The 22,802-nt window shown below is 61.7% G+C and carries 20 protein-coding genes; 2 read left to right on the forward strand and 18 right to left on the reverse strand.

The features are described 5' to 3' along the window. Window positions 1-27 precede the first annotated feature (27 nt). The 14 genes from PSTU_RS0116360 to dksA all read right to left on the reverse strand — a co-directional run bounded on the left by PSTU_RS0116360 (window position 28) and on the right by dksA (window position 16,621). A complete protein-coding gene (locus PSTU_RS0116360; RefSeq protein WP_019342089.1) occupies window positions 28-1,044 on the reverse strand; it encodes a class I SAM-dependent rRNA methyltransferase in 1,017 nt (338 codons plus the stop codon). A 75-nt stretch (window positions 1,045-1,119) separates the two neighbouring features. Next, window positions 1,120-2,298: an acetyl-CoA C-acetyltransferase gene (locus PSTU_RS0116365; RefSeq protein ID WP_019342090.1), complete on the reverse strand. Its 1,179-nt coding sequence runs from the start codon at window positions 2,296-2,298 to the stop codon at window positions 1,120-1,122. 93 nt (window positions 2,299-2,391) lie between these two features. Further along, a complete protein-coding gene (locus tag PSTU_RS0116370) occupies window positions 2,392-3,267 on the reverse strand; it encodes an oxygenase MpaB family protein (protein WP_019342091.1) in 876 nt (291 codons plus the stop codon). Between the two features lie 162 nt (window positions 3,268-3,429). Then, the gene (gene pgi / locus PSTU_RS0116375; protein WP_019342092.1) at window positions 3,430-5,094 is read right to left on the reverse strand and encodes a glucose-6-phosphate isomerase; all 1,665 of its coding nucleotides are present in this window, start codon (window positions 5,092-5,094) and stop codon (window positions 3,430-3,432) included. 331 nt (window positions 5,095-5,425) lie between these two features. After that, window positions 5,426-5,806 (reverse strand): aspartate 1-decarboxylase, encoded by a 381-nt coding sequence (panD, locus tag PSTU_RS0116380; RefSeq protein ID WP_019342093.1) that lies wholly within the window; start codon window positions 5,804-5,806, stop codon window positions 5,426-5,428. Between the two features lie 101 nt (window positions 5,807-5,907). Continuing rightward, entirely contained in the window at window positions 5,908-6,771 is an 864-nt protein-coding gene (gene panC, locus PSTU_RS0116385; RefSeq protein ID WP_019342094.1) for a pantoate--beta-alanine ligase, read from the reverse strand. Next, window positions 6,768-7,568, reverse strand: a complete 801-nt coding sequence (gene panB, locus PSTU_RS0116390; RefSeq protein WP_019342095.1) for a 3-methyl-2-oxobutanoate hydroxymethyltransferase — start codon at window positions 7,566-7,568, stop codon at window positions 6,768-6,770. The genes panC and panB overlap by 4 nt, the downstream gene beginning before the upstream one ends. A gap of 161 nt (window positions 7,569-7,729) precedes the next feature. Further along, a complete protein-coding gene (gene folK, locus PSTU_RS0116395; RefSeq protein ID WP_019342096.1) occupies window positions 7,730-8,224 on the reverse strand; it encodes a 2-amino-4-hydroxy-6-hydroxymethyldihydropteridine diphosphokinase in 495 nt (164 codons plus the stop codon). Then, window positions 8,225-9,622, reverse strand: a complete 1,398-nt coding sequence (locus PSTU_RS0116400) for a polynucleotide adenylyltransferase PcnB (protein ID WP_019342097.1) — start codon at window positions 9,620-9,622, stop codon at window positions 8,225-8,227. It lies immediately after the preceding gene. A gap of 655 nt (window positions 9,623-10,277) precedes the next feature. Further along, on the reverse strand, window positions 10,278-11,696 hold the full coding sequence (locus PSTU_RS0116405; protein ID WP_019342098.1) for a sigma-54-dependent transcriptional regulator: 1,419 nt from the start codon (window positions 11,694-11,696) through the stop codon (window positions 10,278-10,280). Window positions 11,697-11,903: 207 nt separating this feature from the next. Beyond that, a complete protein-coding gene (locus tag PSTU_RS0116410) occupies window positions 11,904-14,858 on the reverse strand; it encodes a sensor histidine kinase (RefSeq protein ID WP_019342099.1) in 2,955 nt (984 codons plus the stop codon). Next, window positions 14,842-15,018 carry a hypothetical protein gene (locus PSTU_RS21500; protein WP_003095129.1) on the reverse strand — a complete coding sequence of 59 codons (177 nt, stop codon included), beginning with the start codon at window positions 15,016-15,018 and terminating at the stop codon, window positions 14,842-14,844. Before PSTU_RS21500 ends, PSTU_RS0116410 begins: the two co-directional genes overlap by 17 nt. Window positions 15,019-15,192: 174 nt before the next feature. Continuing rightward, entirely contained in the window at window positions 15,193-16,083 is an 891-nt protein-coding gene (gene gluQRS, locus PSTU_RS0116420) for a tRNA glutamyl-Q(34) synthetase GluQRS (protein WP_019342100.1), read from the reverse strand. Between the two features lie 94 nt (window positions 16,084-16,177). Further along, a complete protein-coding gene (gene dksA, locus PSTU_RS0116425) occupies window positions 16,178-16,621 on the reverse strand; it encodes an RNA polymerase-binding protein DksA (protein ID WP_019342101.1) in 444 nt (147 codons plus the stop codon). Window positions 16,622-16,814: 193 nt separating this feature from the next. Here dksA and PSTU_RS0116430 point away from each other — a divergent pair, with 193 nt between their 5' ends. Beyond that, window positions 16,815-17,987 carry a pyridoxal phosphate-dependent aminotransferase gene (locus PSTU_RS0116430; RefSeq protein WP_019342102.1) on the forward strand — a complete coding sequence of 391 codons (1,173 nt, stop codon included), beginning with the start codon at window positions 16,815-16,817 and terminating at the stop codon, window positions 17,985-17,987. Then, window positions 17,987-18,694, forward strand: coding sequence for a DNA/RNA nuclease SfsA (gene sfsA, locus PSTU_RS0116435; RefSeq protein WP_019342103.1), 708 nt, complete (start codon window positions 17,987-17,989; stop codon window positions 18,692-18,694). The genes PSTU_RS0116430 and sfsA overlap by 1 nt, the downstream gene beginning before the upstream one ends. 28 nt (window positions 18,695-18,722) lie before the next feature. Here the strand turns inward: sfsA and PSTU_RS0116440 are convergent, their stop codons facing one another. The 4 genes from PSTU_RS0116440 to PSTU_RS0116455 form a co-directional block, all read right to left on the reverse strand. Continuing rightward, the gene (locus PSTU_RS0116440) at window positions 18,723-20,045 is read right to left on the reverse strand and encodes a PQQ-dependent sugar dehydrogenase (RefSeq protein ID WP_019342104.1); all 1,323 of its coding nucleotides are present in this window, start codon (window positions 20,043-20,045) and stop codon (window positions 18,723-18,725) included. 33 nt (window positions 20,046-20,078) lie between these two features. Continuing rightward, window positions 20,079-20,606 (reverse strand): MgtC/SapB family protein, encoded by a 528-nt coding sequence (locus tag PSTU_RS0116445; protein WP_019342105.1) that lies wholly within the window; start codon window positions 20,604-20,606, stop codon window positions 20,079-20,081. A 63-nt stretch (window positions 20,607-20,669) separates the two neighbouring features. Next, window positions 20,670-21,692: a DUF5924 family protein gene (locus PSTU_RS0116450; protein ID WP_019342106.1), complete on the reverse strand. Its 1,023-nt coding sequence runs from the start codon at window positions 21,690-21,692 to the stop codon at window positions 20,670-20,672. A gap of 207 nt (window positions 21,693-21,899) precedes the next feature. Continuing rightward, window positions 21,900-22,391, reverse strand: a complete 492-nt coding sequence (locus PSTU_RS0116455) for a DUF2726 domain-containing protein (protein WP_029404835.1) — start codon at window positions 22,389-22,391, stop codon at window positions 21,900-21,902. Window positions 22,392-22,802 lie beyond the last annotated feature (411 nt).

The following is a 22,802-nucleotide window of genomic DNA, read 5'->3' on the forward strand; positions in this document are numbered from 1 at the left end:
CTCCTGCGCGAGGGCGCGCGCGCTACCTCACAACTGGAGCATCAGCACCTTGAGCGGCGGCTTGCTGTCCATGGAGGGAAAATCCGCCGCCGGTGGCAGCACCTGACAGTCGCGAATTGGCCGCCCGGCCTTTGTTGCGCAGCGCAGGACCTGATCCCGCCAGTCGTCGAGGTCGACCTTCGCCAGGTTGTTGCAGCAGATCAGCACGCCGTCCTCAGCGGTTGCGAGCAGCGCCGGTTTGAGCAGGCTTTGATAGTCGCGCAACAGATCCACCGTTCCGAACGCGCTCTTCGACCAGGCGGGCGGGTCGAGCAACACCAGGTCGAACTGCTGCGGTGAAAGACGCGGATAATCCGGCAGAGAGCGGCCACGCCGCTGCGGGATCGGCATGTCGGCGAGCTGGCGGATTGCGGGAAAGTAGTCCGACTGGATGAACTGCATCGGTGCCAGTTCCGGATTGAGCATGCCGTTTTCGCGGCCAACTGCGAGGTTGCTTTCGGCGAAATCCAGATTAACGACCTCGCGCGCGCCGCCCGCGGCTGCGCAGAGACCCGCGCCGCAGGTGTAGGCGAAGAGATTGAGCACCGACCTGCCGGCGCTGTTGGCCTTGATCCAGCCGCGCACATTGCGCAGGTCCAGAAACAGCAGTGGGTCCTGGCCGCTATGGCGCGCCCGGACACGGTAGTTCAGGCCCCACTCCTGACCGATCAGGTCTTCCAGCGCTGCCGGGTCGGCGCAGTAGACCGGGTCGCTGCGGTCGATGCGCGAGTTGCCCTGGGAACGATCGTTATAGGCGAGTAACAGGCGAGTACCCAGGTTCGTGCTGGTCTGCTCATGCAGGGCCAGCAAGGCGTCACGTTCGAGCGCTTGATGGAAGCTCTGTACCAGTAGCAGCGGACCGTAACGGTCGACGGTGAGACCGGGTAAGCCCTCCTGGCTGCCGTGGAATAACCGGTAACAGTCGGTGGCCTGATGGTGCAGCTCGGAGATCAGTGCTTCGCGATTGAGGTAGGCGGCGCGCAGCGCCTTTTCGAGAGAGGGCATGCGCGGCGACTCGGGAAAGAGGGCCACGCAGTTTATCGGAAATTGCCGGTAATTGGCCGGCGGGCTGCCTGTCGGTCAGCGTTCGATTGCCAGCGCGACGCCCTGACCGCCACCGATGCATAGCGTCGCCAATCCTTTATGGACGTCGCGGCGGATCATCTCATACAGCAAGGTCACCAGGATGCGGCAACCCGATGCGCCGATTGGGTGGCCAATCGCGATGGCGCCGCCGTTGACGTTAACCTTATTCGCGTTCCAGCCCAGTTCCTGGCCAACCGCTAGCGCTTGTGCCGCAAAAGCTTCGTTGGCTTCGATCAGGTCGAGCTCATCAAGCGTCCAGCCGGCCTTATCCAGGCAGCGACGGGTAGCCGATACCGGGGCGATGCCCATGATTGCGGGGTCGACACCCGCGTTGGCGTAGCTGGCGATGCGAGCCATCACCGGTAAGCCAAGCGCCCTGGCTTTCTCGGCGCTCATCAGCAACACGGCGGCGGCACCGTCGTTAAGGCTGGAGGCGTTACCGGCCGTTACGCTGCCGTCTTTCTTGAAGGCTGGTTTGAGCTTGGCCAGGCTTTCTGCCGTGGTGCCGGCCCGCGGCTGCTCATCGGTGTCAAAAACCAGCGGCTCGCCCTTGCGCTGCGGAATCTCGACAGGCGTGATTTCGTCGCGTAGGCGTCCGGCTTCGATGGCGGCAATGGCCTTTTGCTGGGAGGACGCAGCGAACGCGTCCTGCGCTTCACGCGTGACACCGTACTTGTCCACCAGATTTTCGGCTGTGATGCCCATGTGGTAATCGTTGAACGCATCCCACAAGCCGTCCTGAATCATGCTGTCGACCAGCTTGCCGTGACCCATGCGCAAGCCGGTGCGGGCGGCGGGCATGACGTAGGGCGCCAGGCTCATGTTCTCCATGCCGCCGGCAATCACCACCTCGGCATCGCCACAGCGGATCGCCTGTGCGGCGAGGTGCAGCGCTTTCAGGCCGGAGCCGCAGACCTTGTTCAGGGTCATCGCCGGTACTGCATGGGGCAGCCCGGCGTTCATGGCCGCCTGTCTCGCCGGGTTCTGCCCGGCACCTGCGGTCAGAACCTGGCCGAGGATCACTTCGTCGACCTCCGCGGCATCGATCCCGCTCTGCTGGAGAAGCTGGCGAATCACCGCGGCGCCCAGTTCAACGGCAGGAATGTTGGCCAGTGCGCCCTGAAAGCTGCCAACAGCGGTGCGAGTGGCTGCGACGATGATGACGTCTTGCATGATCTTTAACCTCGAGAAAGGTGCGGGCTCCGCGGGGCGCTCATGGTGGCACAGGCCGAAAGGTGGCTCCAGGTGCGGAACCTGCCGGTCACGCTAGCGTAAGGGCAGGCCCATGCGGCGGCGCGCGCGGTGCACCGAACCGCTGCGCACGGCCCAGCGTAGCACCGGTGCGGTTCGCCGGACGGCCATTCGTATCAGCTGTTTTTCACGGTCGGTCTGGCTGAGATCGAGCATGCCGCTGGCCCAGTCTGGCAACAGATCGACGCCCGCGCGCATCATCAGCGCGCCAAACGGCTTGGCGAGGCGGCTCGGGGCTGGCGCTTCGAACAGGATGCGTACGATTTCCCGTGAGCGCTCGTCGTAGTGCAACTGAGGTCGGATCACCTCAAGGTAGTCGTCCACTTCCTGCCGCGAATGCGGCACATGCCGGGCACCGAGTGCTTCGGCGATGCGCGCCACTTCACCGTAGTAACGATCCTGCTCCGGGCCTGGCAACGCCGGGTTGAGGTAACGCAGGTGCGCCTTGAGAAAGCTGCTGACTTCGGCCACGTGCACCCAGGTCAAAAGGTCCGGGTCGTACGCGGCATAAGGGCGGCCGTCCGGCGCATGCCCGGTGACCTTGAGGTGAATGGCCCGGACCCGTTCGATCAGCCGCTGCGCATCGGCCTGACTGCCAAAGGTGGTGGCCGAGATGAACTGGCCGGTGCGGCGCAGACGGCCGAGCAGGTCGTCGCGAAAGTTCGAGTGGTCCCAGACGCCGGCCAAGGCGAGCGGATGCAGGGCCTGCAACAGCAGAGCAGAGATACCGCCCACCAGCATTGAGGTGAAGTCGCCGTGCACGCGCCAGCAGACCGACTCCGGGCCGAACAGGCCGGGGTCGCCCGGCGGGTTTTCGTAGTCGACACCGCCGATGGCCAGACCGGTAAGGCTGAGTACCTGCGATTCGATATGACGGCGGATGATTTCCAAAAGGCGTTGTCTGGCGTGACTGGAAACTCGGATGTTACCCGAAGCACAGGGGTTACCCGGACCTGGCCGATTAGTGAACTACCCAGACGCGTGAATCATCAGAAATGTTGCGGAAAAGGTGCGCCGGACAGCGACCAGGCACTGTCCGGCTCTGCACCTCGATCAGCCGCGGTGGCGACCGCGGAAAAAGTCGATCAGTCCCTGGGTCGAGGCGTCTTCGGCGGGTTGCCCGTCGAAGCTGGTCATCTGGCCGTAGACGGCTTTGCCGAGGTCTTTGCCAAGCTCCACGCCCCACTGGTCAAAGGAGTTGATGCCCCAGATCACGCCCTGAACAAAGACCTTGTGTTCGTACAAGGCGATCAGCGCGCCGAGACGGCCGGGGCTGATGGTTTCCATGACCACGGTGTTGCTTGGCCGGTTGCCGGGAATGACCTTATGCGGGGCCAGGCGCTGGACTTCGGCTTCGTTCATACCCTTTGCTCGCAGCTCGGCTTCGGCCTCTTCGCGCGTCTTGCCGCGCATCAACGCCTGGCTCTGTGACAGGCAGTTGGCGTAGAGCCACTCATGGTGATCGGCAACCGGATTGTGGCTGACCACCGGCACGATGAAATCCGCGGGGATCAGTGGGGTGCCCTGGTGCAGCAACTGATGGTAGGCGTGCTGACCGTTGGCACCGACGCCACCCCATATCACCGGGCCTGTGGTGCAGGAAACCGGCGTGCCGTCCTGGCGCACGCTCTTGCCATTGGACTCCATGTCCATCTGCTGCAGGTGTTTGACGAAATTGCGCAGGTAGTGGTCGTAGGGCAGGAAGGCGTAGCTCTGCGCGTCCCAGAAATTGTGATACCAGATGCCCAGCATCGCCAGCAGGACTGGCATGTTGCTTTCGAACGGCTCGTTGAGGAAGTGCTGGTCCATGCTGTAGGCGCCGGAGAGCAAATCCTTGAAATTGGACATGCCAATGGCTAGCGCAATCGGCAGGCCGATTGCTGACCACAGCGAATAGCGGCCGCCGACCCAGTCCCACATCGGGAAGATGTTCTTCTCGCGGATGCCGAATTCGACGGCTGCCTTTTTGTTACTGGTTACCGCAATGAAGTGACGATAAAGCTTCTCTTCGGTACCGCCCTTGCCCAGATACCAGCTGCGTGCGGCCTGAGCGTTCTTCAGCGTCTCGAGGGTGCCGAAGGTCTTGCTGGAAATGATGAACAGGGTCGTTTCGACATTCAGCTTGGCGGTGACTTCACGGAACTCGCTGCCGTCGATGTTCGCCAGATAATGGGTGCGCACGCCGTGCTGGGTGAACGGCAACAGCGCTTCGGAGACCAGTTGCGGGCCAAGGAACGAGCCGCCGATACCGATGTTCACCACGTCGGTGATGGTTTTGTCGCTGAAGCCGCGCCAGAGGTTGTTATGGATGCGGGTCACGATGTCGGTCATCTGAGCCAAAGCCGCATGCACATCACGTATGACATTCTGCCCATCGACCATGACTGACTCGCCCATGGGTCGGCGTAGCGCGGTATGCAGCACCGGGCGGTTTTCAGAGGCGTTGATCCGCTCGCCTTCGAACATGGCGCGGGCGGCCTGCTCAACGCCAGCCTCGCGGGCCAGGTTCACCAGGAGGGTGCGGGTCTCGGGAGTGATCAGGTTCTTCGAGTAATCGAGAAACAGGCCGCAGCAGGAAACCGACAGGTCATCGAAGCGCGTCGGGTCGGCCTTGAATGCCTCGCGCATACTGAAGTTCTGCATGGCCAGACGGTGTTCTTCCAAGGCCTTCCAGGATGGCAGGCCGGTGGCATCGAGAGGGTGCTGGTAGTAGCTCATGGTTGTGCGGCTTCCTTTGCTTTGGCGGACTGTCTGCGGCGCTGCGATTCGTTCGGACAGTCATTCGATCATGCGGGCACGCTGGCATTCGTCCTGAATGCGACAGGCGTGTTCCGCTGCGGCTGAACCGCAACGGCGACCGTGCATCCTGCACCGTCGAGACTGGTCTGACTGGCAAAAACCTGCGGCGTTCCGAAGCGTTGCGCTCGGAGTGCCGATAGCGACCAGAACACGGCGACCATTGCAGATTTATGTCGCCAGGGAAATCCATTGCGCACAAAAAAGCCCGCATCAGCTCGGTAATGCGGGCTTTCGAACACCAGTGCCGAATTCAGGCGACCTGAACCGGGATCGCGTTGCTGGTGTGACTAAGGTCGCCGTCGGCGCCCATATACAGAACGTGTGGTTTGAAACTGGCCAGTTCGGCTTCGCTGTAATGAGCGTAAGCGCAGATGATCACCCGATGACCCACACCGGCCTTGTGCGCTGCGGCACCGTTGACCGAAATGATCTTCGAACCTTCCTCACCGCGGATGGCGTAGGTAGTGAAGCGCTCACCGTTGTCGACGTTATAGATCTGGATCTGCTCGTATTCGCGAATGCCGGCGAGGTCCAGCCAGTCACCGTCGATGGCGCAGGAACCTTCGTAATCCAGAACCGAGTGGGTCACCTGGGCGCGGTGCAGTTTAGCCTTGAGCATGATGGCGTGCATGGCGGGGTCCTCCGGGGGGCGCAAGCGGCGCAGAGTGTGCCCGAACCCTCAAATGTGTTCAAGAGTGAGGGCCGGGCGGGTTAGGCCAATGGTCGGCGGTATCAGGCCGTCGTCCGCGAGATGTCTACCAGCAGGTTATCCAGCAACCGGGTCTTGCCGAGATAGGCCGCGGCGAGAATCACCAACTCGCGGCTGTCGGCTGTGACCGGGCTGAGATCCAGTGCGTTACGAACTTCCAGGTAGTCGGGGCGCAGGCCGGCGGTCTGCAGTTGCTGATGACCGGAAGCAAGCAGCGCCGGGTAGTCGCGCTCACCGTTGCGTATGGCATCGGCCAGTTGCTGCAGGGTGCGAAAGAGCACGGGTGCGGTGCTGCGCTGGTCGGCGGTGAGGTAACCGTTGCGTGAGGACAGCGCCAGACCATCTTCAGCCCGCACGATGGGTTCGCCGATGATCTGCACCGGCATATTCAAGTCGCGGACCATGGTGCGAATGACCGCCAGCTGTTGGAAATCCTTCTGACCGAAGACCGCGAGGTCGGGCAGTACCATGTTGAATAGCTTGCTCACAACGGTAGAGACGCCATCGAAATGGCCTGGACGGCTGCCGCCACAGAGCCCCTCGGATACGCCTGGTACACGAACGATGGTTTGCGACGCCTGACCGTGCGGGTACATCTCCTCGACGCTGGGTGCGAACAGCAGGTGGCAACCGGCCTCGAACAGCTTTTCCTGGTCGGCCGTCAGTGTTCGCGGGTAGCTGGCGAGGTCCTCATTGGGGCCGAACTGCAGCGGGTTGACGAAGATGCTGGCAACCACGAAGTCGGCGCGCTGGCCGGCCTTCTTGATCAGTGCAACGTGGCCGGCATGCAGGTTGCCCATGGTCGGCACGAAGCCGATGCGCTTGCCTTCGCCGCGTGCGCGGGTCACCGCAGCGCGCAGGTCAGCAATGGTCTTTACCACGTTCATGCAGAGAACCCATGTTCGGCAGCAGGAAATTCAGCCGACTTCACCGCCTGGACGTAGGCGGCGATGGCCGTGGGGATATCGCCATGTTCACGCATGAAATTCTTGACGAACTTCGGCGCTCGGCCAGTCAGCGACAGGCCAAGCATGTCGTGCAGAACCAGTACCTGACCATCGGTGGCGCTACCGGCGCCAATACCTATTACCGGCACCGTTACGGCCTGGGTAATACGTGCGGCCAACTCGCTCGGCACGCATTCGAGCAGCAGCATGGCCGCGCCTGCATCCTCAAGCGCCTTGGCATCGGCAATCATCTGTTGCGCCTGCGCTTCCTGGCGCCCCTGAACCTTGTACCCACCGAATATGTTGACAGCCTGCGGTGTGAGGCCCATGTGCGCACATACCGGGATGCCGCGCTCGGCCAGCACGCGAATGGATTCGGCCAGCCAAGCAGTGCCCTCGACCTTGATCATGTGGGCCCCGGCCTTCATCAAGATGGCGGAATTGTTCAGGGTCTGTTCTATGGTTGCGTTAGCCATGAACGGCAAATCAGCGACGATCATGGCGCCGCGGTTGCCGCGTTTGACGCATGCCGTGTGGTAGGCCATCTCTTCGACGGTCACCGGCAGGGTGCTGTCGTGACCTTGCAGGACCATGCCCAGGGAGTCGCCGATAAGCAGCATCTCGACCCCGGCTTCGCAGGCTGTCTTGGCGAAGGTGGCGTCATAGCAGGTCAGCATGACGATTTTCTCGCCTTTCTGCTTGAGGCCTTGCAGGGTGGTCAGGGTTACGTCTGGCATGAATGCCGTCCTCCTAAAGCCTCTCGGGGATCACGGTTGCAGGCGGAGCGTCAGGGTTACCCCGTTTCGATGCGTGCCGGCAGAGGGCGCTTATAGTCCAGATGGCGGCGAGCTAAGTCAATCTCGAGTGTTACCCGCACGTTACACCTGTTACCCGGCGGTTACAGCGGTTCGCTGAGCCGCTCCAGACCCTCATAAGGGCAGGCGGCAAGCAGCTCGGCAAGCGTGCGGCTATCGGCTAGCTGCAGATCTTCCGGGGCTATCTCCGCAAGCGGGTAGAGAACGAAGGCTCTGGCATGCATGTGGTAGTGCGGTACCGTCAGGCGCGAGTCGCTGATCAGACGATCGCCGAACAGTAAGATGTCCAGATCCAGCGTGCGCGGACCCCAGCGTTCGGCTTTGCGCTGACGGCCTTGGGCCAGCTCAATGGTGTGAAGTGCATCGAGCAGGGCCTGCGGCGGCAATGATGTGTCCAGCGCGGCAACGGCGTTGTGGTAGCGCGGCTGATCTGGCGGTCCAAGTGGGTCGCTGAGATAAAGCGAAGAAACAGCGGCGAGACGTGTGTCGGGAATCCTGGCCAGGGCGTCGAGTGCGCTGCGCAGCTGCTGGTGAGGTTCGGCCAGGTTGCTGCCCAGGCCGATGTAAACCCTTTCCATCTAGTCGGCAGACGCCGGTGCGTTTTCATTCGGGCCGCGCTTGCGGCGATTGCTACGACGACGTTTGCGAGGGGCGCCGCTGCCGTCGTCCTTATTGCTCAGGCCTCGAATCATGTTGCGCCGCTCGCTTTCGCTGGCTTCCTGGTAGTCGGTCCACCAGTCGCCCAGGCCGTCGGTTTTTTCGCCGGCACTCTCACGCAGCAGTAGGAAGTCGTAGCCGGCACGGAAGCGCGGATTCTCCAGTAGCTGATCCGCACGACGCCCCTGGCGGCGCGGCAGGCGTTCCTGCATGTCCCAGATTTCGCGCATGGGCATGGTGAAACGCTTGGGAATCGCGGTGCGCTGGCACTGCTCCCATATGAGGTCGTGTGCCGCTTCCTGCATGGCAGGGATTGGCGGCAGGCCACGGGCCTGAACCTCGGCAACGCGCGCTGGCAAGGCCGGCCAGAGCAAGGCTGCGAACAGGAATGCCGGGGTGACTGGCTTGCCTTGAGCGATGCGCAGATCAGTATTGGCCAGGGCGTTGCGGATCAGCGTGCCGGCGTACTCGGGGTTGTCTTCCAGTGCATCGGCACTGGCCGGGAAAAGCGGCGCGAACAGGTCGTACTCAAGCAGCAATTCGAAGGTGCGTTCGGCTTTGCCGCTCAGGAACAGCTTGATGATTTCGTCAAACAGGCGGGCAGACGGCACGTCGTTCAGCAGGTCGGCAAGGTCGGCAATCGGCTCGGCGCTGTGCTTTTCGATCTCGAAACCAAGCTTGGCAACGAAGCGGATCGCGCGGAGCATGCGCACCGGATCTTCCTGATAGCGCTGCTCCGGGTCGCCAATCAGGCGGATCAGCCGGTTGCGGATGTCGTGCACGCCGTGGGTGTGGTCGAGAATTCGCTCGCTAGACGGGTCGTAGTACAGCGCATTGATGGTGAAGTCGCGGCGCTGCGCATCGTCTTCCAGCGTGCCATAGATGTTGTCGCGCAGGATTCGTCCGCTTTCGTTGCGCGCCGCAAGATGACTGTCTTCCTCGTCGTCCGCCTCGGGATGGTTGGCGCGGAAGGTCGCAACTTCGATGATCTCGCGACCGAAATGCACATGGACCAGCTTGAAGCGGCGCCCGATGACACGGGCATTGCGAAACTCGGCGCGTACCTGTTCGGGCGTGGCGCTGGTGGCCACATCGTAGTCCTTGGGTTCCAGATCCAGCAGCAGATCGCGGACGCATCCGCCTACGACATAAGCCTCGTATCCGGCATGCTGGAGTCGCTCGACGACGCTGACCGCGTGTCGGCTGAGATCGTTGCGGTGTAGCGAATGCTGCCGGCTGGACAGTATTTCGGGGGTGCGACGAGGATGCGGGAGTCGGCGCAGGGGAAGACGAAAAGACTGGAACAGCTTTTTCAGCATGAGAGGCACTGTGTGGCGAAATGACAGGGTGGCGAGGCGAATAGCCACGAAACTGGCGTGGATTCTAGCACCGGGAGCAGGGATGGTGAACGAAGCGCGGAGAGGTGTCAAAGCGCGGCCGGGGCCAGAAAGCACTAGGGGGAGCCGAAGCTCCCCCTTTAAATGATGTCGCGTGCTTTGTTGTTATTAGTATTTCGGGCGTGTTGTTTTTGTTTGATCACCCGTTCCCTTCAGCTATCGCGTCCGGGAGTCGCTCCTACGTTGGGAGCAAAGAGCAAACGGATTTCTTTGGTCGCTGATTTACCATCGATCATTCGATCCAACCAGTTCAGGCGCTGCTAATGCAGTTTTTGTTATTCTCAGCCTGGTCGTGGGGCAAAACCCCATCTGGCACTTCCTCTCCAAAAGAATCAGTTAGCTACGTCTCTGCCTTATTGTCTTTATTTTGCTAGAGCCGGTACGTCTTGTTCTTATTGTGGGTCTGCTTGTTATTGTTGTTGTGCCAGATATAAAGCATTCGCCGTGCCAGTTTTTGAAATCTGTTTAAAATCAACCACTTACAATTTTATGCCGTAGATTTTTCTGGAAGATCTGTCGAGTCCGTTACCGATGAACCCGCATTTTGTTACGTGTCGGTAGTGGCGGTAACAGCCCGCTACCCAGCCGTGGCCGATTTGCGCCGTGGTATCCCGAGCCGTTGACGACGCTCCCACAGGCACTTGCGGCTGATGCCCAATTTGCGTGCGAGCTCGGTCTCGGTCATGTGATCCTGATGCTCAAGCACGAAGTGCTGAAAGTAGTCCTCCAGAGAAAGATCCTCGGTCGGCTCATTGCTGACAGCGGAACCTAGCGGAACACCGGGTTCATCGAAATCCTCATCAAGGGGGTCGAGCTCAATATCGATACCCAGCAGCTCAGCGCTGATCTCCTCGCTCTCACTGAGGATCGCGGCCCGCTCGATGGCATTTTCCAGTTCGCGTACGTTGCCGGGCCAGCTGTACTGCCGCACGGCCTGCTCAGCCTCGCGGGAGAAGTGCAAGCCATCGTTGCCTATGCGTTCGTTCTGGCGTGCCAGGAACGCCTTGGCGATCTCCAGCACGTCAGCGCCACGCTCGCGCAGCGGCGGCAGCTTCAAGGCGATCACATGCAGCCGGTAATAGAGGTCTTCACGAAATTGCCCGTTCTTGGCCAGCGTCTTCAGGTCACGGTGGGTCGCGGCGACCAGGCGCACATCGACTTTTTGCGACTGGGTAGAGCCTACTCGCCGGATTTCGCCTTCCTGCAAAACGCGTAACAGCCGTGCCTGTGCCTCCAGCGGTAGCTCACCGATTTCATCGAGGAACAGGGTGCCGCCATCCGCGGCTTCGACCAGACCGGCGCGGCCGGCACTGGCGCCGGTAAAGGCACCCTTCTCGTGACCGAAGAGTTCGGATTCGATCAGGGTTTCCGGGATGGCGGCGCAGTTGACCGAAATCATCGGCGCCTTGGCACGCCGCGAAAGGTTATGCAGCGCACGGGCGACAAGCTCTTTACCAGTACCCGATTCGCCTTGGATCAGCACATTGGAATCGGTCGGGGCGACCTTGCGGATCTTGCCGAACAAATCCTGCATCGGGCCACAGCGACCGATAATGCCAAGCTCTCCGTTGACCGAGTCGTCGCTCGTTGCGCCCGCAGCGGGCGCGGCGCTGCGTGACGGCTCGGCCGGCGCTGAAGCAACCTGCTGCCGATCATGAAGAATGCGCGCTACGGTCTGCAGCATCTCGTCGTGGTCAAAAGGCTTGGCGATGTAATCCACTGCGCCCATTTTCATCGAGTCGACCGCCGAGCGCAGGCTGGCGTAGCTGGTCATGATCAGCACGGGCGTGCCTTCGGCCAGCTTGATCAGCTCGGTGCCGGGCGTCCCCGGGAGGCGCAAGTCGCTGACGATGAGGTCGAAGGACGGAATGCTGAAGCGCTCCTGTGCCTCCTGCACCGAGCCGGCTTCGCTGACTTCGTACTGGTTGCGCTCGAGCAGTCGGCGCAGGGCGGAGCGGATAATGGTTTCGTCTTCGACGATCAGAATATGGGACATCAGTACTCTCTCGACGGTCTGAAGGCGGCTGCACATGGCTGGGAAACGGCGCTGAAGAAGGCGCGGTCCCTGTCCTGTGCAAGCCGCCGCGGTGCGGCTTGGTGCGGGTGCGGAGCGCCAATCTGATCTTCATCTAGGTCGCGGCGGGGCCCGCTGTATGCTGGGTCGCTCATGGTCGAGACCTGGCGAGAAATTGCCGTCGCCTCGTCAATCACCGGAATCTATTGCCTCGACATGACGCGGTAGGGTGATGCGGAAACGCGTACCGCGTTGAGTTTCCGGGTCGGCCGGGCTATCGATATTGATTTGCCCATAATGCTCTTCCACGATCGAATAGACCAGCGCGAGGCCCAGCCCGGTCCCTTCGCCTGGATCCTTGGTGGTGAAGAAAGGCTCGAACAGCCGATCCTGAATCGCTTGTGGAATGCCGCTGCCTTCGTCCTCGACTATGAGGTAGACGGTCTGTTCGGATACCTCGCTGCGTACTCGGATCGAACCGCCGGGTTCGGATGCATCGCGGGCATTGGACAGCAGGTTGATCAGCACTTGAGCGAGGCGCTGCGGGTCGCCTTCCGCCTGGTGATCGGGATCGCACAGGTTGAAAAAGTGCACCTCGGTGCCGCGACGATTGAGCGAGAGCAGGGCGATCGCATCCCGCGCCACCTCGGCCAGGCTCACCGGGTACAGGTCATGTTGTCTGCTGCCGGCATGAGCAAAGCTCATCAGTGACTGGACGATGCGCGAAACGCGTTTGGTCTGTTCGACAATCTGGTTGCTGATCTCGATGATTTCGGCGTCTGCCTCGCGCTCCTCGCGCAGGTTTTGCGCCAGGCAGGCGATGCCGGTGATCGGGTTGCCAATTTCGTGGGCCACCCCGGCCGCCAGCCGGCCGATACTGGCCAGGCGTTCGGAGTGAACCAGGCGGTCTTCAAGCTGCTGGGTCTCGGTGAGGTCTTCGATCAGCAGGACCAACCCGCTACTGCCCGGCGCCAGCGGCTCGGCAATCGCGGCCTTGTGCAGGTTCAGGCAGCGGCTGTGACCGTCCAGCTGCAGCCGTTGTTTATGCAGGTGCTCTTCGCGCTGTTGAGTGAAGTCGCTCAACAGGCTCTGCCAGGGCTCGGCGATAGTCGACAGGCGCGAGCCCACCACCTGCAGCGCGGGAATCTCGGTGAGCTCTTCCAGCGCTCTGTTCCACATCAGGATTTCCTGATCCTTGGCCAGCGAGCAGACGCCCATTGGCAACTCTTGCAGGGTCTGTCGGTGATAGCGGCGCAGGGCATCGAGTTCGGCTGCCAGGCCGGTAAGCCGCGAGTGGTAATCCTCCAGGCGACTCTCTATGAAGTGGATGTCTTCGGTTACGTAGCTGTCCGCACCGTTCTTGTATGAGAGGAAATTCTCGACGATGTCCTGGGCGACGCTCGGGCCCATCAGGCCTGACAGGTTTGCCTCGATGCGGTCGCGCAGCCGGCGCAAGGCATAGGGGCGGTGTTCATCGAAGGGCAATTGCAGATCCCGCAGTGCCTGTTCCACCTCCCGCTGCGCAGTCTTGGCGCCCAGCGGCTTGGCCAGCTGGGTAGCGAACTCCTGCGGCGAGGCGGCTGCCAGTTCACGTCGCTGAGGACGGCGGACGTTTTCCACCGCGCAGGCTTCGGCAGCGGCCTGCTCCTCGGGGCTGGTTTCGGTGAACAGCGAGAACAGCGAGAAAGCCAGCACGTTCACCGCCAGCGAGGCGATCGCTGCAAGATGCCAGCTGGTGTCGTCGAGCACGTAGACCACGTTGAAAAGCGGAATATAGAAACCATCAAGATTGCCTGCCAGCGGCAGCAGCATGGTCACAACCCAGACGGCGATACCGGCGAGCAGCCCAACGATATAGCCGCGCCGATTGGCGGTCGGCCAATACAGCACGGAAAGCACGCCAGGCAGGAACTGCAAGGTCGCGACAAAGGCGACGATGCCCAGGTTGGACAAATCCTGCTCGGCGCCCAGCATCAGATAGAAGCCGTAGCCGGCCATGATGATGGCGAGGATCAGGCTGCGACGCGTCCACTTCAACCAGCGGTAGATGTTGCCTTCTGTAGGCGGTTGATAGAGCGGTAACACGAGATGGTTCAGCGCCATACCCGACAGGGCCAGGGTGCTGACAATGATCAGACCACTGGAGGCTGAAAGTCCGCCGATGAAGGCCAGCAGTGTCAGTGTCTCGCTCTGCGCCGTAATACCGAGGCCGAGGGTGAAATATTCCGGGTTGGTGCTGACGCCAAGTTTGAGCCCGGCCCAGAGAATCAGCGGCACGGCCAGGCTCATCAGCAGCAGATACAGCGGCAGGCCCCAGCTGGCGCTGACCAGCGCGCGCGGGTTGAGATTTTCAGTAAAGGTCATGTGATACATGTGCGGCATCACGATCGCTGACGCGAAGAACACCAGCAACAGGGTGCGCCACGGTCCTTCCTGCAGCGGTGTGTGTAACGCCTGTAGCGCCGACTGGTTCTGCAGCAGCCAGGTTTCCAGCTGATGCGGTCCGCCAAACACGACAAACAGCGCATACAAACCGATGGCGCCGAAGGTCAGCAACTTGACCACCGATTCGAACGCGATGGCGAACACCAGCCCTTCGTGCTTCTCCCGCGTGGCGATATGCCGGGCACCGAACAGAATGGTGAACAGCATGATCATCACGCAGTAACCCAGCGCGACCCGTTCCTGCAGGGGCTCGAGGGTGAGGATGCCGATGGCATCGGCGACTGCCTGAATCTGCAGGGCGAGCAGCGGCAGCATGCCAATCAGCATGACCACCGTGGTCAGTGCGCCGCTCCAGGTGCTACGGAAGCGGAAGGCGAACAGGTCCGCCAGCGACGCCAGCTGATAGGTCCGGGTAACGCGCAGTATTGGGTAGAGCAGTACCGGCGCCAGCAGAAACGCACCGCACACGCCCAGGTAGGTCGCGAGGAATCCGTAGCCGTACTGATAGGCAAGACCCACCGTGCCGTAGAACGCCCAGGCGCTTGCATAGACGCCGAGCGACAGGGTGTAGGTGAGTGGATGGCGAATGATCCACCGCGGGATCAGCCCGCGCTCGCTGACCCAGGCGACGCCGAACAGCATCAACAGGTAGGCGACGCTGATCAGGATCAGGTGGCTGAGGCTAAAGCTCGTCTGCATCGCGTTGACTCTGAAGAATGAAGGTCACCACGATGAGGATCAGCCACAACAGATAGGGCCGGTACCACGCGCCGTTGGGGTCAATCCACCAGTCCATGATTGCAGGGGAAAACAGATAGATCCCCACCACCAGGAGCAGCACCAGTCGGTAGATGTACATGCTGGAACTCGTGTCGAAAGTAGGCGGATGGTAAAGGAAGCAGCTTGAAGCACAAAGCCGGAGTCCATGTCGATGAGCTGCGACGGGGCGGCTAACGAGCGGAGCGATCGTGGCTTCGGCGAAAATCATGTGGCTTCGTCGAGTGCCTGAGCCGACATCGAGTCGCTTCCTGCTCTAGCGCAGCTGCGACTCGGCGAGCGTCCGACAACGCGGGATGCACTCGGCATTCCAGTGGGCGGTTGCCCACGTCAGTACCTCACCGGGCAGGGCATCGCTCAGCTCGCTTGGCGTAGGTTGGCCGAGCGCGCGCAATGCACGCAGCAATAGCGGTGTGGCTTCGGCCGGCTGCAGCGGTGGCGAGCGGTAGCGTTTACCCAGCTTATGACCATCGGGCTGAATGATCAGCGGCACGTGCAGGTATCGCGGTTGCGGAAGACCGAGCAGCTCCTGCAGGTAGAGCTGTCGCGGCGTGGAGTCGAGCAGATCGGCGCCGCGAACGATGTCGGTCACGCCTTGCCAGGCATCGTCGAGCACCACTGCAAGCTGGTAGGCGATCAGCCCGTCTCTGCGGCGGATAACGAAATCGCCAACTTCCCGGGCCAGGTCCTGGCTGTAGTGACCCTGAACGCGATCGCTGAAGCTGTAGGTGCGATCCGGCACGCGCAGACGGATGGCGGCGTCGTGGGTGTCGCGGCCGGCTTCACGGCAGAAACCCGGGTAGAGTCCGGCGAACGCCTGCAATTGCTTGCGCGAGCAGGTGCATGCATAGGCATGGCCGTCCTGCCTGAGGCGACCGATCACTTCGTTATAGACGTCAAGCCGTTCGCTCTGGCGGACCATCTGGCCATCCCACTGAAAGCCGTAGGCTTCCAATGCCTGCAGAATCGAGGTCTGCGCTCCCGGCATTTCGCGCGGCGGATCGAGGTCTTCCATGCGCAGCAGCCAACGGCCACCGACGGCACGGGCATCGAGATAGGAGGCGAGGGCGGCGATCAACGAGCCGAAGTGCAGATAGCCACTGGGGGTCGGCGCGAAGCGGCCTATATAGGAAGAGGATGCGGACATGGGCCGGCTCGGATTAGGCGTGTCGAGGCGGGGGTGAAGCAACATCGAGGGGAGGCCGGAAATGAAGCGGGGCGCAGTAGCGCCCCGTTCAGGATCAGGAACCGATCTGCTTTTCCTTGATCTCCGCCAGCGTCTTGCAGTCGATGCACAACGTTGCGGTGGGACGGGCTTCCAGACGGCGAATGCCGATCTCGACGCCACAGGAATCACACCAGCCGTATTCGTTGTCTTCGATCAGTTGCAGCGTCTCGTCGATCTTCTTGATCAACTTGCGCTCGCGATCACGGGCGCGTAGTTCCAGGCTGAATTCTTCTTCCTGGCTGGCGCGGTCGGCCGGGTCGGGGAAGTTAGCCGCTTCGTCCTGCATGTGATGCACGGTACGGTCGACTTCCTCCATCAGCTCCAGCTTCCACTTATTGAGGATGCCGGTGAAATGAGCGCGCATGTTGTCGCTCATGTACTCCTCGCCTTTGGACTCCTTATAAGGAACGAAGGCGCGGATCAATTGATTGCTGGGTGTCGTTTTAGTAATGGGCATGGATGAACGCCTCTCGCTATGTCCATTGCGCAGGATAGTGAAATCCCTCTGCCGGCCCGTGCCGGCCCTGCGGCTGCAAGCGGGCGAACTTACCAGATCGTATCGGGGTGCGCTACTCCCGAATATCACGGTGGCTGCGGTGTCAGAGGGACCTTCGGTAGAATTCACGTTTTGTACTCATCAGGAAGGTCAGATGACCTCGTCATATAGCGCGCGTAGTCGTGCAATCGAACCCTTTCACGTCATGGCATTGCTGGCCCGGGCCAACGAATTGCAGGCATCGGGACGTGACGTCATCCACCTGGAAATCGGCGAGCCGGACTTCACAACCGCCGAGCCCATAGTCGCGGCCGGTCAGGCTGCCCTCGCTGCTGGTCATACCCGCTACACCGCTGCCCGTGGGCTGCCGCAGCTGCGCGAGGCGATTGCCGGTTTCTACAAGCAGCGCTATCAACTGTCTATTGACCCCGAACGCGTGCTGATTACTCCCGGCGGATCCGGTGCGCTTCTTCTGGCCAGCAGTTTGCTGGTCGATCCAGGTAAGCATTGGCTGTTGGCCGATCCCGGCTACCCATGCAACCGGCATTTCCTGCGCCTGATCGAAGGTGCCGCGCAGCTGGTGCCGGTGGGGCCGGACGTGCGTTATCAACTGACGGCCGATCTGGTTGAGCGCTATTGGGACAGGGACAGCGTTGGTGCCCTGGTCGCCTCGCCGGCCAATCCCACCGGCACCCTGCTGACCCGTGACGAGCTGGCGGGTCTGTCCGCTGCGTTGAAGAGCCGCGGCGGGCATCTGGTGGTGGACGAGATTTACCACGGCCTCACCTATGGCACCGATGCGGCCAGTGTGCTGGAAGTCGACGACTCGGCGTTCGTGCTAAACAGCTTTTCCAAGTACTTCGGAATGACCGGCTGGCGTCTCGGTTGGCTGGTCGCGCCACCTGGAGCTGTCAGCGAGCTGGAAAAGCTTGCGCAGAACCTCTACATCAGTGCCCCGACCATGGCCCAGCATGCGGCCCTGGCCTGCTTCGAACCGGCCACGCTGGAAATCCTCGAAGCGCGCCGTGACGAGTTCGCCAAGCGCCGAGATTTTCTGCTGCCCGCACTGCGCGAGTTGGGCTTCGGTATTGCGGTAGAGCCGGAAGGGGCGTTCTATCTCTACGCCGATATCAGTGCCATCGGCGGTGATGCTTACACGTTCTGCCAGCACATGCTGGAAACCGAATTCGTCGCCATCACGCCAGGGCTTGATTTCGGTCGGCACCAGGCCGGTCATCATGTACGTTTCGCCTACACCCAGGCTCTGCCTCGGCTGGAACAGGCTGTCGAACGCATTGCCCGTGGCCTGCAGAGCTGGAAAGGCTGATGCGATTCTCGACCCCTCTTGAGCAGGGACGCCTGGTTCGGCGCTACAAGCGCTTTCTTGCCGATGTGGTCACCGAAACGGGTGACGAGCTGTGCATCCATTGCCCGAACACCGGCTCGATGCTTAATTGCATGGGTGAGGGCGCACGCGTCTGGTTCCAACGCAACAGCGATCCCAAGCGCAAGCTGCCGGGGACATGGGAGTTGGTGGAAACGCCGCAGGGGCGCCTGGCCTGTGTCAACACGGCACGCGCCAATCGGCTGGTCGAAGAAGCCCTGCTGGCAGGCGTGATTGGGGAATTGAACGGCTTCACCGCGCTCAAGCGGGAGGTGGCCTACGGGCTCGAAAACAGCCGTGTGGATTTCCGCCTGGACTATCCCACCGGGCCGGCGTTCGTTGAAGTCAAAAGCGTGACCCTGGGGTTCGCTGATACGGCTGTTGCAGCCTTTCCCGATGCGGTTACGGACCGCGGCGCTCGCCATTTGCGCGAACTGGCAGTGCTGGCCCGTCAGGGCATGCGGGCGGTACAGCTGTATTGCGTCAACCTCACTGGTATCGAGGCCGTGCGCCCTGCTGGGGAGATCGACCCGCGCTACGCCGCGGCGCTGCGGGACGCGGTGGCGGCGGGCGTCGAAGTGCTGGCGTATGGCGTCGAGCTGTCGCCGGAAGAGATCCGGCTGGTGCGCCCCTTGCCGGTCATTCTTTAGCCAGGCTCGTCGCGACCCGCGGTTCGCATCATTCAGTGTCCGCGGGTGTTACCCGCCAGATCACGTTACCGACGTCATCGGCCACCAACAGCGCGCCGGCGTTGTCCACTGCGACGCCTGCCGGGCGTCCCATGGCTTGCTCATCCTCGTTGAGAAAGCCGGCCAGCACGTCTTCGGCTGTGCCGTCCGGCTTGCCATCCTTGAAGGGTACGAAAACCACTTTGTAGCCACTGCGCGGTTTGCGGTTCCATGAGCCATGCTGGCCGATGAAAGCGCCGTGTCGGTAGCGCTCGGGCAGCAGCGAACCTTCATAAAAGGCCAGCCCGAGGGAGGCTGTGTGTGCGCCAAGCGCGTAGTCGGGCACGATGGCGTTGGCCACCAGGTCCGGCCGTTGCGGCTTGACCCGCTCGTCGAGGTGCTGACCGTAATAGCTGTAGGGCCAGCCGTAGAAGCCTCCGTCCTGGACAGAGGTCATGTAGTCCGGCACCAAGTCGCTGCCAATTTCGTCGCGCTCATTCACCGTAGTCCACAGCTCGCCGCTGTCGGGTTGCCACGCCAGGCCGTTGGGGTTGCGCAGGCCGGAGGCGAACAGCCGCAGCGTTTCGCTCTGCAGGTCAACTTCGAGAATGGCTGCGCGGTTTTCCTCCGCTTCCATGCCGTTCTCGGCAACGTTGCTGTTGGAGCCGCTGGTGACGTACAACCGTGATCCGTCCGGGCTGGCGATGACGTTCTTGGTCCAATGATGATTGATCGGCCCGGCGGGCAGGTTGACGACTTTCTCACCCGCCGCGTCGATGCGGTTAACGCCTTGTTTATAGGGGAAGCGCACCAGTGCATCAGTATTGGCGACATAGAGCTGATCGCCTATGAGCGCCATGCCGAACGGTGAGTGCAACCCCTCGAGAAATACCGAGCGGTGTTCAAGCGTGCCGTCACCATCGCGGTCACGCAGCAGCGTAATGCGGTCGGCGCTCTCGCCGCCGGAGCCCGCCCGCGCCATGACCTTTTTCATAATCCAGCCACGAATGCCCTGGCCGTTCTCCGGCTTCGCGGGCGCATTGCTTTCGGCCACAAGCACGTCACCATTGGGCAGCACGTAGAGCCAGCGCGGGTGGTCGAGGTTGTCGGCGAATGCTTGAACCTGCAGTCCGGCGGCCGCTTGCGGAGTCCGGCCCTCGGGCCAGCCGGTGGCTTCGGCGATGTTGACGGTCGGGATCAGCGTCTCGTTCGGTTCGGGCAGCGCAGGGTCCGGCCCGTAGCCGGCCTCGACTGGCAGTGTGGCGGTATCGCCGCAGCCGACCAGGCCAAGCATAAGCGCCCCGGTGGTCAGGTAAGCGTAACGGTTATGCATGATCTACTCCTGGCTCAAGGCTGCAGGCGGTTGTCATGGGGCGTCATCCTGATCACGCCCTTTCTTTTCGGCACCGGCCGACCTATGCGCCGCATGCTGCTCCAGGCGAGGCATCAGCAAAAAGATCACCAGTGCGAAGGCCGTGGTCAGCACGGCGGTGGATTCGTGACCCAGCCCCGTGGCAACCCCGATGGCGGCGGTCAGCCAGATGCCGGCGGCGGTGGTGAGGCCCTTGACGTCCTGAACCGAGCTTCCCTTGAGGATAGTGCCGGCGCCAAGAAAACCAATGCCGGTGACAATGCCCTGCATGACGCGAGAGAGGTCCTCGATGGGCATTCCTGCTTCGAGGGGCACCAGCACGAAGAGGGCAGCGCCGAGCGACACCAGCATGTGGGTTCGCAGGCCGGCGGCCTTGCCCTTGTATTCCCGTTCGTAGCCGAGCACGCCCCCCAGAAACGCCGCCAGGACCAGCCGTACGGTGACGCGAATCGCATGTTCGAAGTCAGGGATGTCGGAAAATTCCGAGGCAACGGTGCGGCTTAATATGTCCCACCACTCCATGCATTCCTCCCGTGCCAGTAGCGGACGCCCTTTGCCGTTCGAGTTCCGCCTGGGTTCGGCGGTTCATTCGACGACCTCGAAACGCAGCATGCCGATCATTTGTCCGGCCTCGGTCATCACCCGTACGCGCCATTTGCCTTTGGCCTGCTTTGGGAAGTTGCGTTTGTGAGTCCATGCGCGATAGCCGGCATCCCGCCCGCCACTGATCTCCAGGGGAATGCGATCGACGCGTCGTCCGTTGTGTGTCCATTCATGATAGATGCGTTCTTTCAGACCGCGCGGCGCGTTGATCGCGGTAAAGGCATAGAGGCCATTGCTGTGCAGCTGTTGGCTGGATATTTCACGCAAACGATTGCCAGGCTTGCGCGAGGCATCATCAAGGGTCGTGGTCACCGCGACGTCTGTCAGCCAGAGCGTCGCTGGTGGTACCCAGGTGCGTCCCATCCAGCCGGCCAGGCCGACCACGGCGGCGAGCGCCAGCATCCCGAGCACGCTTTTCCAATTCCATGACGCAAACAGTCCGCTGAGGCTCGGCAATGCCAGCGCTACTGCGATGCCCAATGCCCACAGGTAGCTCTGCGGCGTCGACAGGTGAAAGATGATCGGCAAAGCGGTGAGCAGAACGGCGAACAATGTCAGCGCGTGAAATGCCAAATACACCCAGCGCCGCGGCGCCAGCCACTTGTAATAGAGCGGATCGACCAGCGAGACCAGCGCTGCCAAGCCCAGCATCACAGTGAACGCGGCCTGGCCACTGTTCCAGGTGGTGGTAATAAAGAAGAAAGGAATGATGAAGAACAGGCTTTCCTGGTGGACCATCTGCGTCACGTAGCGCAGCAGGGGCGGCGGTACTTTCCAGCCGAAGCGACGTTCCAGGCCGATGCGCAGGCTTTTTTCCAGCATCAGCCAGAACCAGCTGAACAGCATCAGCGCGGCGATGAACTTGGCTAGCCCAGCCTGGCGTTCGACCAGCACGAAACTGGCCAGGCCCGAACAAAAACCAAACAGCGCAACGGTACCGGGGTAGCGGCGAATCAGCCGCGAGGCCAGCTCGAACAGGCTCGAGAAACGGGACTTCAGCGACATACAGGGTTCACGGTAAGAGGTCTCCCCAGTCGGCGCGGACGTTGGAAGCGAATGGTGGTGCGCATCTCGTGCGGAGCTCTTGAGCCTGACCCGGTGACAACGCTGCCAGCAGATGGCCATTGTGCGCAGCTTGATGCGGCATGCCGTCCTAGGGTCTCCTCACGACAACTCAGGTCGGCCCGCCTCGCTGCTTTTTCCGGCTGCAGATTATGCAGGGATCGGCGTCGAGGTGATTGCGCTTTCGATGGCTGCACACAGCTGATCATAGGCGCGAGCGGTTTCCGGCGTCAGGCGGACCAGTGGCAGATCAACCGTCTGGCAGAGTTCATCGACGAAGGCATTGGCCGGGTCGGGTTGCTCCATTTCGATGGCGCAGCAGGGCGCCAGCGTCTGCAGGTCGCACAATAGAAAATCGAACCGTGCCGCAGAGATGCGATTGACCGCCCGATACCAGGGCGCGCGCCGCGGAACGGCTGTGACTTCAACCACATCAGCGACCCGCACCTTGCACAAGATCTGGAAGCGTTCGCCCACGGCCTGCTGCAACAGGGCGAGCAGTTCCCTTTCACTCGGTTGAAACAAGGGCTGCCTCAACGCGTACGGCATGCGCAATGCAGGGTGGTTGTACTGGCGCTGCTTGATTAAGAAGACCAGCCCAAAACAGACAAATGCGACCAGTACCAAAGCCAGGAAATTCATCATTGTGGGCGCTCTTGCCCCGCGGAGCAGGTCAGGACGATGCGCCTGGCAAGGGTGGGCTGGCGCGACATGAGGAGGTCCAATGGCGTGAATGCAACATTGGAGGCGTCGGGCTGGATGAAGTTCGCTTTCCCTCGGTTCACGGGTGGATGGATAACGTTGAACAGTTATCCCAGTTAACTGTGGGGCGTTCTGTGGATAACCTTTGGGCCGACTGCTGAAGTCCCCGCCAGCTGTGCGCTGTAGCTGCCTGTTTATGTTTTGATCAGGGCGATTTTTGGCGCCTGATACGCACAAGCTGGCTGGTCGCAAGCAGATACGCCCCTTTATGCTTCGGGATGGACGTTGCTGTGAGGCGAGGTTATCCCCATTTGCTGTGGAAGGTGCTGTGGATAAACAGGGGTTAATCCG

This window comes from Stutzerimonas stutzeri SDM-LAC, assembly GCF_000235745.1.
GTDB lineage: Bacteria > Pseudomonadota > Gammaproteobacteria > Pseudomonadales > Pseudomonadaceae > Stutzerimonas > Stutzerimonas stutzeri_H.

Coding starts and splice junctions, on each gene's coding strand:
- PSTU_RS0116440 (WP_019342104.1), bottom strand. CDS start 20,045: ATGCATAACCGTTACGCTTACCTGACCACCGGGGCGCTTATGCTTGGC.
- panB (WP_019342095.1), bottom strand. CDS start 7,568: ATGCCAGACGTAACCCTGACCACCCTGCAAGGCCTCAAGCAGAAAGGC.
- PSTU_RS0116410 (WP_019342099.1), bottom strand. CDS start 14,858: ATGCAGACGAGCTTTAGCCTCAGCCACCTGATCCTGATCAGCGTCGCC.
- dksA (WP_019342101.1), bottom strand. CDS start 16,621: ATGCCCATTACTAAAACGACACCCAGCAATCAATTGATCCGCGCCTTC.
- PSTU_RS0116450 (WP_019342106.1), bottom strand. CDS start 21,692: ATGTCGCTGAAGTCCCGTTTCTCGAGCCTGTTCGAGCTGGCCTCGCGG.
- PSTU_RS0116445 (WP_019342105.1), bottom strand. CDS start 20,606: ATGGAGTGGTGGGACATATTAAGCCGCACCGTTGCCTCGGAATTTTCC.
- PSTU_RS0116360 (WP_019342089.1), bottom strand. CDS start 1,044: ATGCCCTCTCTCGAAAAGGCGCTGCGCGCCGCCTACCTCAATCGCGAA.
- PSTU_RS0116400 (WP_019342097.1), bottom strand. CDS start 9,622: ATGCTGAAAAAGCTGTTCCAGTCTTTTCGTCTTCCCCTGCGCCGACTC.
- PSTU_RS0116365 (WP_019342090.1), bottom strand. CDS start 2,298: ATGCAAGACGTCATCATCGTCGCAGCCACTCGCACCGCTGTTGGCAGC.
- PSTU_RS0116455 (WP_029404835.1), bottom strand. CDS start 22,391: ATGAATTTCCTGGCTTTGGTACTGGTCGCATTTGTCTGTTTTGGGCTG.
- PSTU_RS21500 (WP_003095129.1), bottom strand. CDS start 15,018: ATGTACATCTACCGACTGGTGCTGCTCCTGGTGGTGGGGATCTATCTG.
- PSTU_RS0116430 (WP_019342102.1), top strand. CDS start 16,815: ATGACCTCGTCATATAGCGCGCGTAGTCGTGCAATCGAACCCTTTCAC.
- gluQRS (WP_019342100.1), bottom strand. CDS start 16,083: ATGTCCGCATCCTCTTCCTATATAGGCCGCTTCGCGCCGACCCCCAGT.
- panD (WP_019342093.1), bottom strand. CDS start 5,806: ATGCACGCCATCATGCTCAAGGCTAAACTGCACCGCGCCCAGGTGACC.
- sfsA (WP_019342103.1), top strand. CDS start 17,987: ATGCGATTCTCGACCCCTCTTGAGCAGGGACGCCTGGTTCGGCGCTAC.
- PSTU_RS0116405 (WP_019342098.1), bottom strand. CDS start 11,696: ATGTCCCATATTCTGATCGTCGAAGACGAAACCATTATCCGCTCCGCC.
- pgi (WP_019342092.1), bottom strand. CDS start 5,094: ATGAGCTACTACCAGCACCCTCTCGATGCCACCGGCCTGCCATCCTGG.
- folK (WP_019342096.1), bottom strand. CDS start 8,224: ATGGAAAGGGTTTACATCGGCCTGGGCAGCAACCTGGCCGAACCTCAC.
- panC (WP_019342094.1), bottom strand. CDS start 6,771: ATGAACGTGGTAAAGACCATTGCTGACCTGCGCGCTGCGGTGACCCGC.